Below are 11,460 nucleotides of genomic sequence, written 5' to 3'. Positions count from 1 at the left end.
CAAGGGGGACAAGGGGGACAAGGAAGTGATTCCCAACTCCCGACTCGGATAATGTTGCGATTAACACCTGGAATCGACTGTCACACCCACGACTACATCAGAACGGGGCATTTGGATAGTAAATTTGGTTTCGATCCTGACCAAATTGAAGCGGTTTTTGCCTTTATCGGACAACAACCCAATTTAACTTGTGTCGGATTGCACGCCCACATCGGTTCGCAAATTTTCGAGCGCCAACCCCATCAAGACTTGGCTGAAGTGATGGTGCAGTGGATGGAAAAAGCGAAAAGCTACGGACTGCCTGTTACGGAGTTAAATTTAGGAGGTGGATTGGGAATTCGATATACAGAATCCGACGATCCACCCAGTATTGACGAATGGGTGCAAGCACTTTGCCAAGCCGTGAAAGCAGCCTGCGAGTCTCAAAACTTACCTTTACCAAAATTATTGTGCGAACCCGGGCGATCGCTCATCGGTACTGCTTGCGTTACTGCCTATACGATTGGCTCTAGCAAAACCGTACCGGAAATTCGGACATATGTGGCGATCGATGGCGGGATGTCCGACAATCCTCGACCGATTACCTATCAATCGCTTTATCGTGCTGTAGTCGCCAATAAAATGTCCGCACCAGTCAGCGAAACCGTCACAATTGCTGGAAAACACTGCGAGTCAGGCGATATCCTAATAAAAGAGGCATCTTTACCGCAAACTGAGCCAGGGGATATTTTGGTAGTAATGGGAACTGGTGCTTATAACTACAGCATGGCTTCTAATTACAACCGCTTGCCCCGACCAGCAGCAGTGGTAGTGGCGAATCAAGAAGCAAAGATGCTTCTTCGTCGCGAAACTTATCAAGACTTAATTCGGCAAGACTGCCTGCCCGATTCATTACTAGGCTAAGAGCAAAAGGTTGACAGTTGACAGTTATACAGTTAACCGTCAGCCACTAATTTTTAACTGCCAACCGTTAACAAATTCAATTCTTCAGATTTCATATTTCGCTCATGAGAGATTGGTGGAAGCAATGGCTGACAACAGACTTTGGCTGGACTCAGTCGTTGTTATTTTACGCTATCGATCTGGGCTTGGTTTTGGCGCTAATCTACATGGTGCTGGTCATCATTGGAGAGCGCCGCACCTTGTGGATGGTCAGGGGTTTTATTCTCCTCATGCTTGCTTCTGCCATCAGTGCCAGACTGGGTTTGCCGCTATTGAGTTTTGTATTGGAGAAATTGGTGGTTGGTTCTGCTGTAGCAATGGCAGTCACTTTCCAATCTGAGTTTCGCCGTTTTTTAGAACAATTGGGTAGGGGAGAATTTCGACAGCTATTGCAGCCAGGAAGACGTATCGTACCAAAACCCGATAGCGTCATTGATGAAATCGTAGATGCGGTGAGAGAACTGTCTCAAAATCGCATCGGTGCTTTGCTCATTTTGGAAACAGACAGTCCTATTGACGAGCGAGATCTCAAAGTTCCAGGCGTAAAGTTAAATGCGGAAGTCTCAAAAGAAATTTTACTGACAATTTTTCATCCAAAAACAGCATTGCATGACGGCGCTTGTTTGATTCGAGGTTCGCGGGTAGTTGCAGCAGCGGTGATTTTGCCCCTTTACGAACGTCCAGCTCCTCGTCAATTGGGGACGCGCCATCGAGCTGCTTTAGGCATCACGGAGAAGGTAGAAAACTGCGTATGCGTGGTCGTGTCGGAAGAAACAGGGTCAATTTCGCTGGCAGAACGAGGAATATTAAATAAACCGCTGACCAGCAGTAAACTGAAAGAATTGTTGGAAGCTCGATTCTCGCCAGCTGTGGAACGGGAAGCTGTAGCCCCAAGCATACGCGGTCTGGTAAATCAAATTGGCAATCGAGTTAGGATTCTCATGACTCGTTTTTTTGCGCTTTTTGGTCTAAACTTACCAGCGTCTCCCCGAAATAAAAAATGACTGTAAAGCCGATTGTGTTGCAATTGCCTCTCGATCTAGAACAAGAAAAACTGCCCAGACACGTTGCAGTAATTATGGACGGTAATGGTAGGTGGGCAAAAAAGCAGGGTTTACCCCGTATCATGGGACACAAACGGGGGGTGGATGTTCTCAAAGATTTATTACGCTGTTGTCGAGATTGGGGTATACAAGCATTAACGGCGTATGCCTTTTCGACCGAAAATTGGGGCAGACCGTTAGAAGAAGTTGAATTTCTCATGACTCTGTTCGAGCGCGTCCTGCGCAAAGAATTGCAGGAAATGCTAGAGGAAAACGTCCAAATTCGGTTTGTAGGAGATTTGGAGGCTTTACCGCGCAGTCTCCAATCGGAAATCGAGCGATCGATGGCTGAAACGAGGTCGAATCGAGGTATCCGCTTCACTGTTGCCACGAATTACGGTGGTAGACAGGAAATTTTGCACGCTTGTCGAGCGATCGCCCAGCAAGTACAGCAAGGTTTGCTCCAACCAGAAGAAATTGACAAAGAAATCTTCGAGCGCCACCTCTACACGGCTGGAATTAGCGATCCTGACTTATTGATCCGCACCAGTGGAGAAATGCGCATCAGTAATTTTCTCCTCTGGCAAATGGCTTATGCCGAAATTTATATTACCGAGTCTTTGTGGCCCGACTTCAACCGCACGGAGTTTCATCGGGCTTTGGCTGCTTACCAACAACGGGAACGACGGTTTGGGAAAGTGTGATTGTAAGGGAGCAGGGAGTAGAGAGTAGGGAAAGAGTGTGTGATGCTCTTTAAGAGAGTAGAGACAAGTGTGAAGATCTAAAATCTCAAATTGAGTCAGGGTCCAGAAAATACAGCCTGCTCTATATCTTTTCGGCTGAGAGAATATTTAAAAGAGCGTTGAATGTCTTGTCCTACTGCTTCAGCATCAATGTATCGGATCGTCAACTGGTCGATATCTAGCCATAGTTCGGCTTCCCAGTTCGATTTTTGAATGTGCCAGCAATGCAGTTGCTTTTGGTCTTGTTGGCAACCTTGGTCTTTCAACCACTGCTCGATTTGGGGTAAAGGATGATTGTATAAGGGAGTGTCGGCAGAAGGTAAGGACATATATTAGAAGTTGTAAGTCGTAAGTCGTAAGTCGTAAGTTGGAATTTCCTAGCCACCAGCCAAAGCGCCGCTCTTTATTGATAACTTTGTACAGACGTTACATGTAACATCTCTACACTGACAATTGATAACTGAGCTGGCGGGACTGGAGTTTGCAAGGTATCACCCCGGATCGTAGCAATAGCGATCGCCAATAATATACAACCTATGAAGGTCAATCCCAAAATAAACAAGACAAAAACTTCTCCAGATGATAGGGGACGATCTGTAGGGTCGAGGTAAGCAGAGGAACGCCGTCCGTCTTGTCGTGCGGCTGCGCGCTGAAAATCTGGAGGTGGTTGGATGACATACAGACGAGAATAGCCAATGTGTAAGTCGTAATTCGTCCGCCGTTCTGGATTGCTCAGCGTGGCATATGCTTCGTTGAGCTGCTGAAATTTGACAGTAGCAATTGCTGAAGGTAAGTCAGTTGTATCAGGATGATACAGCTTGCTGAGATGTCGGTAGGCACGACGAATCTCGATTGGCGATGCCGAGGGATGCAGTCCAAGCAGGGTATAGTGAGTGGCTTGGTCTGTCATGCGGTCTGACACGCGGTCTGACATGGGGCGATCGCTATTATTTGGCATTCCCCAGTGTTGAGTCACGGCAGTTTGACTAGTGCGGTTAGTTTTTTATCTATTTTAAATCTACTCATGCTAAGCAGCTGCATTCCATCTCAGATTTAATTTCAAAGTTCAGTAGTAATAAAATTTACGTTTGATTCAAAATCTAAACTTAAAAATACAGAAAATATCTCTGTTTCAAAAAAATATATTTCTACTATGTTTGCACTTTTAAATTAGTTGAAACATACTTTTTAGACAAGCAAATAATTATAGAACTTAAGTATAAAGCCAAGATTTTCAAATTTTTCCGATGGATGAATACAAGGTTAGACAGAATTAAATTTTTTTGCTTGCTTTTTGGTTACGCGATCGAGACTCTGAATTATAGCGGTTTTCAATTGGGTGAAATACACAGACTGTAGGGGCGCACAGCTGTGCGCCCCTACCAGCGTTATATATGCGATCGAGACTCTGAATTAGAGTTCGCAGCGCGTCCGAATGAATTGTATATAAAAACACATTTACCCGAAGCTAGTTTTGCTAGTCTAAACCCTGCATTCTGAATATTAAAGTGTGCGTTTTGGTGTGAGAATAAATGCATAAATTCTTGTTGCAAGTATTGCCGATCGCCTCGGTAATATTAGCGTGTCATGCCGTTGATAGTTATAGAGCAAGTGCAGAGACTAACGCGGTAGAAGTTAGCTCAAAACAGACACTAGCTAGCATGAATTACGATCGCGAAGCTAAATTATTACTACCTCCCGATCGCAGCGATCGTCACGCAACCAATCGTACTTCCATAGAACCTGAAACCGATCTAGCGACGACTCCTAGAGTCGAGATACCGGAAGCAGCAAGTGGCGACTCGATGGCGCAAGTCACATCTGTATCGCAGCTATCAGATGTCCAACCTACCGACTGGGCATTTCAAGCGTTACAGTCATTGGTAGAGCGTTATGGTTGTATTGCAGGATATCCAGACAGCACCTATCGAGGCAGCCGTGCTTTAACGAGATATGAATTTGCGGCTGGTTTGAATGCCTGTTTGGACAGAATTAACGAACTCATTGCTACAGCATCGGCAGATACCGTTAAGCAAGAAGATGCCGATACGCTGCAAAAATTGCAGACAGAATTTGCCGCTGAATTGTCTGCTTTGCGCGGTCGCGTGGATGCTTTAGAAGCAGCGACAGCAGAACTAGAAGCCAATCAATTCTCGACTACAACGAAATTAAGCGCTCTAGTTTGGGCTAACGTCACGGGAGCTTTTGCCGATGGTGACGTACAATTTGAATCAGTCGATCTCTTTCCGCCAGCTGCATTTGGCGGCGTTGTCGCTAGACGAGGGGGAAGAGATGCAGTCACAGGCAGACCAGTTGTACAAGAACTTACAGACGATCCAGAAATTACTTTCAGCGATCTGATCTGGTTAAATTTCGATACTTCCTTCAATGGTAGGGATAGCCTCAAGGTGCGGCTAGTCGCAGGTAATGCCGACTCTCCCGCCAACCAATTCACCTCAGCAGGGCTGTACAACACCTACGGCGTACCCTTTTTTGACCAAACTGCGGGGATTCAAGGGTTGGGTAATGATGTCGTTATCCACGAATTGTATTACAGTTTTCCCGTGGGGGATAATCTGGAAATTGCTTTTGGTCCCCGGATTAACTGGTATCGCCTATTTGACTACAACGCTTTTACCTTCATCCTCACGGGTGCGAATAGTTTTAACTCCAATGGCGGTACGCTAGTCAATGCGATCGACCGAGGATCGGGGGCGGTTATAACTTGGAAGCCTAGCAAGCAATTGCAATTGACCGCAGGTTACATTGGAGAAAATACAGAATTTCTTTCTAGTACGATCGCACCTGGATTTAACACCTCTAGCGATCCGAGGTTTGGCTTATTTGGTGGTACGTACACCGCAACAGCTGAACTCACTTACTCGCCCAGCCAAAATTTTAATTTAAGGCTGCTATACAATCGGACGCGGATTCAAGCAATTGGCGGAGTCATTGGTGGTGCAACAGGAGAGCCAATTTACGGAATTGCAGATAATGGTAGTTCTGCGGTATTCGATCCAGTGACAGGACTCGTTGCTGATGGTGGTTTGGATGCTGGTTTGGCTGATACCTATGGAGTTAATTTTGATTGGTTGCTAACTCCTGGTATCGGTTTCTTCGGACGTTACACCTATGCCAAGACAAATCTAGTGCCTGGTGATGGAGAAATTGAAGCTCAAGCAATGCAAGCTGGTGTTGCTTTTCCCGATTTAGGTAAGGAGGGGGCGCTATTAACTATCTCTTATGTCAGACCGTTTGCCATCTTGGATGGACGCGATTTTCTTGTTGCTGGAGGCGGAAATGGTGGCGTGCAGTACGAGTTTGAAGCGAATTATTATTTTCCACTAACAGATAATATAGCTTTAGTACCAGCGTTTTATCTGATTGCCAATCCAAATAACTTTAGCGATAACCCAACGATCTATGTAGGTAACTTAAGAGCGCAGTTTAGCTTTTAAGCGATCGCTTCATCAATTGCCGTTATCAACTTGAAGGTGCAAACAAGAAATTTTATCGGCTAAGATCGAACCAATTGTCATACTCGTATGAACCTCTAATTCAGCACTGGGTAAAGCTTCAAACAAAAACCGTTGTCCTGGAAAAACTGCCCGTTCAAAATAGTAACTGGGAAGATCGACAATGCGAATCACCTGAATTTGGCTGGTTACATTAACGTAGCAGCATAGTATAAGACTCTCTTGCTCAGCTGGTAGAGATCTAATTATTTTGGTCATAATCATACAATAATGAGTCTTGGATCGATGCTCCAACTATAAATGCTTGACTCAGATCTACCCCAGTTAGTTCTACTAACTTTAATTGTGCGTAACGTAAATCTGTTCCGGTCAGATTAGCACCACTGAGATTGGCTCCAGTTAAATTCGTTAAGCGCAAATCTGCTCTATTTAATAAAGTGTCACGTAGATCTACACTGCTTAAATTAGCTTTAATAAGAATTGCTCTACTCAGGATGGCTTTATACAAAGTCGCATTGCTAAGGTCAGTTCTCCAAAGGGTAGCTCCAGTTAAGTTTGCCTCGCTGAGCTTGACTCCTTTTAAGTTGGCTCCATTCAGGTTGGCTCCAGCTAACTCTGCTCTGCTCAAGATGGCTCCACTCAAGTCGATTTCACTTAAATCGACTCTGCGCAAGTCAAAACAACTAAAATCTCTTTTGCCAGCGGTATAAAGCTCTAGTAGAGTATCAACATTCATAGATCGGCATTCATAAATACGCCAGGAGTTACGCACGGAAGTTGAAGATCTCGAGCCCCCCTAGCCCCCCTTAAAAAGGGGGGAATTTAAAGCCCCCTTTTTAAGGGGGTTGGGGGATCTTCTAAATCTTTTCACCGCGCTTGCGAGATATATTGGGTTTGAAAGAGCAGTGCTAGCTAGCACCACTCCCCCATTTAGAACGTTTTACATCCGACGCAGGTTGAGTAACTCTTGAGGAGAAGCAAGCATATCAATGGCGACGAAGAAAATCTTGCCTTGAGGATCGATCAAAAACCGCCAAGCAATATTCATCCCAACGTTGACACCAAACCAAGGAGTTTGGACGACACCAGTGACTTTTACTTGTTTGGAGCCATCTGGTTGTACTTCACAGATACCTTGTTTCGGCATCATGTTTAAACCCTGTGCTTCTTCGCGCATGTATTTCGCGATCGCCTCATGACCGACAATTGGCTTTTGAAATGGGGGTTGTAAAGCACCATTAGCAGTAAACAAAGCAATAGCAGCGGCGAAATTGTCTGCGTTCATTGCTTCGACATATTGCAACACCGCAGGCTCGTTAATTCCTTCAATCTTGACATTGGTGGTGATGGGTTCGGTGCGTTCAAATACTGGTTCTGCACTCTTTCGAGAGCTGCTGGGAGCCAAGTCGGATGTATCGAATCCCATGTCTACGACTGTGTTGCGCAGAACTGTGATCTGCTGACCTGGATCGAGTTTCTGGGTTGCTTCTAGGACGACTTTGACACCAGGAGACATTTGATAGCCAGTTGGAATTGGAGCGACGATCCCCTGTTTCATCAACTCTCCTAACTCGTACCAAAAAGCTAGCTTGGTATTCACGCTGAAGAAACCATAGGAACGGTTGATCGGAGTGTCAATGCGATTAGCAAGGTCGCGCATGACTTTGGTTTGCTCTTCAGGTGACATTTGTTTGATTTGGGTGAGCAATCCTTCCGCCAGTTGTAAGCGAGCCGCGCCTGGAGCTGCGGGGGTGATTGTCCGACCCATTTCCGTGTAAGCATACCAAAGGTACGCTAGGCGATCGTCAACGCTCAGTTGGTCGAACAGCGCTATAGTGGCTGGAATTGGACTGGGGATTTGAGTTCCAGAGAAGATATTTTGTGCCGACTCGATAGTATATGTCACGATCGGAAGCTCCAGATTGCTTTGTATTAGTCGATTTTGAGATTTAAGGCAAAATGCTAAAGCTGGGGCTTTAGCACGTACCCACTTGGTTACGTAAATAAATGTAACAAAGTAGTTAACTTTTGTAAAGAAGTTTATCGATTTCGATCGTTTTGCCGCTCGATCCAGTAGATAGCACGCGCCATTAGGTAGTTTAATCGAGCAAGCGATCGCGCAGTCGCACACCAAGTTACACAGTAGCGGCTAGTTCAAGTGCTGCCTGCAAGCTAAATAATTCTGAGAAAACGTTGCATAACTTTACAATGCTTGTTACATTACCATTTAGTTAAAAAATGCATTAATTGGATAAACGTATATGAAATCTAACGTTCGGGATGATTTGATGAGTTTTTTACGCGACGAATTGTCGGTTTCAGAAGCAGCGATCGCGTTAGCTTTAAAAAAGGGAGAACAGGAACTAAACTTTCTGCCGATGGTACTTTGGCAATACGGATTTATTACCTTGCCGCAACTAAACCGCGTGTTCGATTGGTTAGAAATGGTGTAGGATCTACTAACGCTGTAACTCGTGTAACTTCACATCAACTATTGTCTTGAGTAGCAATATAAAGTGATGGCTTATGATACAGCCTTATCTGGCAAAAATTTCGATTTTTCCGGTTAAATCGCTTGATGGCATCACTTTGTCTCAAGTCAGTGTATTAGCAAGTGGCGCACTCCAGCACGATCGCGAGTATGCCTTATTTGACCAAAAAGGGCGATTTGTGAATGGTAAGCGCAATGCTAAGGTTCATTTGCTGCGATCGCAATTCGATGCAGATTGTCAACAGCTATCGTTACAAGTCCAAGGAACAGATGAGAGCGTTACTTTTCACTTGGATAAAGAGCGTTCGGAGTTAGAAGCTTGGTTGAGCAATTATTTTGGTTTACCTGTCAAAATTAAGCAAAATAATTTCACAGGGTTTCCAGATGATACTAATGCTTCTGGTCCTACAATAATCAGTGCAGCTACGCTTGCAGAAGTTACCTCCTGGTTTCCTGACATAAGTGTTGAGGAAATGAGGAATCGGATACGAGCAAATATAGAAATTGATGGCGTACCTCCATTTTGGGAAGACCGATTATTTACCAAAGTAGGGGATAGTATCCAGTTTCAAATTGGAGCAGTTGTATTTGCTGGAATTAATCCTTGTGCGAGATGCATCGTACCCACAAGAGATTCAAAAACAGCAGTAGCCACAGAGAATTTTCAGAAAATCTTTGTTTCTAAACGTAAAGAAACCCTACCAGATTGGACAACTCCAGAGAGATTCGACCACTTTTATCGGTTAAGTATCAATACAAAAATTCCGTCGTCAGAAGTAGGAAAAATCTTAAAAATTGGCGATCCAGTTTCAATATAGGATCGTAGGGTGGGCATTGCTCACCTTACGATTCAGAATTTAAATAGAGCGAGTATAATTCGCAGCTACACAAGCAAAGTCCGCGCAGGCGGACTAAGAGTTTGTTGCGTCTAACTTGGCTTTAGTAGTAATTAGAACTACATAATCGCTTTTACCATTAGTATAAGCCTCGCGATCGCCTGAAAATTGTGCTGCTAAATCTCGCTTTAGTTGTGCGTAGCGTGCGGCTTCTGCTGGGTGGCTACAGAGATAATCGCGAAAATACAATCTTTCCCATAATGTGTGTCCAGCAGTCGCCATATGAACGTGATGGGTACGCATACCGTTAGGCAATCGCTTAACAAACATCATATGCCCTGGAGGGCGATCGCTACGCCATAGATATTCATATCCTGCCTCTACTAACTTGGGTAAGGCTTCCTGCTGAATGCGATCGAAGCTAGGAATTTCTACTAACATATCGATTATGGGCTTAGCAGGCATTCCAGGTATAGCTGTGCTACCGAAGTGTTCGATTCGGAGGATCGAAGCTTTTCCCAGCAGATTTCGTAGGTAAATTGCTTCTTGCTCGAATAATTCTACCCATTGGCGATCGTATTCCACGATGACAATATTATCCATACCTTACCCCTAACTCTTTACCCCGCAACACCTGTGGCGATCGCATTCCTACAACTGCCACAAAGCGGCTACCATATAATTTCTATGGTCTGTTAGATGTATCTCTAATAGAGAAGGGCAAGCAGAGGCATTCTATAGTAAGAATGGCTACCGCAGGAGTCCGAAAATTATTGTCATGTCGCAACGACTCGGCTCTAGAACAGATTCATGGACATTTTAGCGAAGAATAGCACATTTCCAGCTATTAAATATAAAACTCTAATTCTAGTTTTTAAAGTATGACCAAAACCACAGATTTTTTAAGTCACCTTAACCCCAGTCAGCGTACAACTGTAGAGCATTTTTGCGGTCCCTTGCTAGTGGTTGCGGGTGCGGGTTCTGGTAAAACGAGAGCATTAACTTATCGAATTGCCAATCTGATTCTCAAACACCGCGTCGATCCTCATAATATCTTAGCCGTGACTTTTACCAATAAAGCGGCACGGGAGATGAAAGACAGGATTCAAAAAATCTTTGCCGAACAAATAGCACTAAGTCAATACAATAAACCATTAGATAAATTAGCGCCTCACGAACAAACAAGATTGCGATCGCAAGTTTACAAAACCTATATTAAAGATTTGTGGATCGGTACGTTTCACAGTTTGTTTTCCCGTATTCTCCGATTTGATATTGAAAAATATCAAGATGAAAAAGGAAGGCGTTGGACAAAAAACTTTTCAATTTTTGATGAATTTGACGCTCAAAGTGTAGTTAAAGAGATTATTACCAAAAAACTTCAATTAGACGACAAGAAATTTGAACCTCGTTCTGTCCGCTACACTATTAGCAATGCTAAAAACCAGGGACTTTCTCCCCGCGACTTTGAACGAGAGCAACCTAATTATCGCGGTAGAGTTATTGCGGAAGTTTACGGATATTACGAAGATAAGTTAGCCGAAAATAATGCCTTAGATTTTGACGATCTGATTTTAATGCCAGTTAAGTTATTTCAACAGAACGAACAAGTTCTCGGTTATTGGCATCAGCGATTTAGGCATATTCTAGTTGATGAATATCAAGATACAAACCGAATTCAGTACGATCTGATTAATTTATTAACAACGAACGGCGAGACGAGAAAAAGTGAGTGGAATTGGCGCGATCGCTCAATCTTTGTAGTTGGCGATGCCGATCAATCAATTTATAGTTTTCGCATGGCGGATTTCACCATTCTGCTAGACTTTCAAGCCGACTTTGGTGATGGCTTACCTGACGAAGATACTCGTACGATGGTTAAGTTAGAAGAAAACTATCGCGCTAGAGAAACTATTTTACAAGCCGCTA

Annotated in this window: 13 protein-coding genes; 7 read left to right on the top strand and 6 right to left on the bottom strand. The window is 44.1% G+C overall.

Annotation, left to right across the window (positions count from 1 at the left end):
* The 3 genes from lysA to uppS all read left to right on the top strand — a co-directional run.
* A partial coding sequence (gene lysA / locus C7Y66_RS28080) for a diaminopimelate decarboxylase (protein ID WP_106548086.1) occupies nucleotides 1-903 on the top strand: 903 nt, incomplete at its 5' end.
* Nucleotides 904-1,007: 104 nt separating this feature from the next.
* The gene (cdaA, locus tag C7Y66_RS28075; protein WP_015157366.1) at nucleotides 1,008-1,946 is read left to right on the top strand and encodes a diadenylate cyclase CdaA; all 939 of its coding nucleotides are present in this window, start codon (nucleotides 1,008-1,010) and stop codon (nucleotides 1,944-1,946) included.
* Nucleotides 1,943-2,689, top strand: a complete 747-nt coding sequence (uppS, locus tag C7Y66_RS28070) for a polyprenyl diphosphate synthase (RefSeq protein ID WP_015157365.1) — start codon at nucleotides 1,943-1,945, stop codon at nucleotides 2,687-2,689. Before cdaA ends, uppS begins: the two co-directional genes overlap by 4 nt.
* Before the next feature lie 95 nt (nucleotides 2,690-2,784).
* Here the strand turns inward: uppS and C7Y66_RS28065 are convergent, their stop codons facing one another.
* Both C7Y66_RS28065 and C7Y66_RS28060 read right to left on the bottom strand, forming a co-directional pair.
* A complete protein-coding gene (locus C7Y66_RS28065; RefSeq protein WP_015157364.1) occupies nucleotides 2,785-3,057 on the bottom strand; it encodes a DUF3143 domain-containing protein in 273 nt (90 codons plus the stop codon).
* Nucleotides 3,058-3,131: 74 nt separating this feature from the next.
* Nucleotides 3,132-3,662 (bottom strand): J domain-containing protein, encoded by a 531-nt coding sequence (locus C7Y66_RS28060; protein ID WP_181245357.1) that lies wholly within the window; start codon nucleotides 3,660-3,662, stop codon nucleotides 3,132-3,134.
* A 598-nt stretch (nucleotides 3,663-4,260) separates the two neighbouring features.
* Between C7Y66_RS28060 and C7Y66_RS28055 the strand changes: the two genes are divergently transcribed.
* Complete coding sequence (locus C7Y66_RS28055; RefSeq protein ID WP_106168186.1) at nucleotides 4,261-6,186, top strand: iron uptake porin; 1,926 nt, start codon at nucleotides 4,261-4,263, stop codon at nucleotides 6,184-6,186.
* A 12-nt stretch (nucleotides 6,187-6,198) separates the two neighbouring features.
* Here C7Y66_RS28055 and C7Y66_RS28050 read toward each other — a convergent pair whose 3' ends face one another.
* The 3 genes from C7Y66_RS28050 to C7Y66_RS28040 form a co-directional block, all read right to left on the bottom strand.
* Nucleotides 6,199-6,462 (bottom strand): DUF1830 domain-containing protein, encoded by a 264-nt coding sequence (locus C7Y66_RS28050; protein ID WP_106548085.1) that lies wholly within the window; start codon nucleotides 6,460-6,462, stop codon nucleotides 6,199-6,201.
* Nucleotides 6,446-6,940: a pentapeptide repeat-containing protein gene (locus tag C7Y66_RS28045; protein WP_106548084.1), complete on the bottom strand. Its 495-nt coding sequence runs from the start codon at nucleotides 6,938-6,940 to the stop codon at nucleotides 6,446-6,448. Before C7Y66_RS28045 ends, C7Y66_RS28050 begins: the two co-directional genes overlap by 17 nt.
* Before the next feature lie 204 nt (nucleotides 6,941-7,144).
* The gene (locus C7Y66_RS28040; RefSeq protein ID WP_106168189.1) at nucleotides 7,145-8,110 is read right to left on the bottom strand and encodes an orange carotenoid protein N-terminal domain-containing protein; all 966 of its coding nucleotides are present in this window, start codon (nucleotides 8,108-8,110) and stop codon (nucleotides 7,145-7,147) included.
* Between the two features lie 355 nt (nucleotides 8,111-8,465).
* On the opposite strand from C7Y66_RS28040, the gene C7Y66_RS28035 reads away from it, so the two are divergent.
* On the top strand, nucleotides 8,466-8,657 hold the full coding sequence (locus C7Y66_RS28035) for a DUF2949 domain-containing protein (protein WP_015157358.1): 192 nt from the start codon (nucleotides 8,466-8,468) through the stop codon (nucleotides 8,655-8,657).
* A 73-nt stretch (nucleotides 8,658-8,730) separates the two neighbouring features.
* Nucleotides 8,731-9,513 (top strand): MOSC domain-containing protein, encoded by a 783-nt coding sequence (locus tag C7Y66_RS28030; protein ID WP_106548083.1) that lies wholly within the window; start codon nucleotides 8,731-8,733, stop codon nucleotides 9,511-9,513.
* Nucleotides 9,514-9,606: 93 nt separating this feature from the next.
* Here the strand turns inward: C7Y66_RS28030 and C7Y66_RS28025 are convergent, their stop codons facing one another.
* The gene (locus C7Y66_RS28025; protein WP_106548082.1) at nucleotides 9,607-10,134 is read right to left on the bottom strand and encodes a GrpB family protein; all 528 of its coding nucleotides are present in this window, start codon (nucleotides 10,132-10,134) and stop codon (nucleotides 9,607-9,609) included.
* Between the two features lie 278 nt (nucleotides 10,135-10,412).
* Here C7Y66_RS28025 and C7Y66_RS28020 point away from each other — a divergent pair.
* Nucleotides 10,413-11,460: UvrD-helicase domain-containing protein (locus C7Y66_RS28020; protein WP_146149899.1), on the top strand; the 1,048-nt coding region annotated here is incomplete at its 3' end.

This window comes from Chroococcidiopsis sp. CCALA 051, from assembly GCF_003015105.1.
Classification (GTDB): domain Bacteria; phylum Cyanobacteriota; class Cyanobacteriia; order Cyanobacteriales; family Chroococcidiopsidaceae; genus Chroococcidiopsis; species Chroococcidiopsis thermalis.
The sequence above is the reverse complement of the archived record's forward strand: the minus strand, read 5'-3'. Positions and strand labels throughout refer to the sequence as shown.

Coding starts and splice junctions, on each gene's coding strand:
- cdaA (WP_015157366.1), top strand. CDS start 1,008: ATGAGAGATTGGTGGAAGCAATGGCTGACAACAGACTTTGGCTGGACT.
- uppS (WP_015157365.1), top strand. CDS start 1,943: ATGACTGTAAAGCCGATTGTGTTGCAATTGCCTCTCGATCTAGAACAA.
- C7Y66_RS28065 (WP_015157364.1), bottom strand. CDS start 3,057: ATGTCCTTACCTTCTGCCGACACTCCCTTATACAATCATCCTTTACCC.
- C7Y66_RS28060 (WP_181245357.1), bottom strand. CDS start 3,662: ATGTCAGACCGCGTGTCAGACCGCATGACAGACCAAGCCACTCACTAT.
- C7Y66_RS28055 (WP_106168186.1), top strand. CDS start 4,261: ATGCATAAATTCTTGTTGCAAGTATTGCCGATCGCCTCGGTAATATTA.
- C7Y66_RS28050 (WP_106548085.1), bottom strand. CDS start 6,462: ATGACCAAAATAATTAGATCTCTACCAGCTGAGCAAGAGAGTCTTATA.
- C7Y66_RS28045 (WP_106548084.1), bottom strand. CDS start 6,940: ATGAATGTTGATACTCTACTAGAGCTTTATACCGCTGGCAAAAGAGAT.
- C7Y66_RS28035 (WP_015157358.1), top strand. CDS start 8,466: ATGAAATCTAACGTTCGGGATGATTTGATGAGTTTTTTACGCGACGAA.
- C7Y66_RS28030 (WP_106548083.1), top strand. CDS start 8,731: ATGATACAGCCTTATCTGGCAAAAATTTCGATTTTTCCGGTTAAATCG.
- C7Y66_RS28025 (WP_106548082.1), bottom strand. CDS start 10,134: ATGGATAATATTGTCATCGTGGAATACGATCGCCAATGGGTAGAATTA.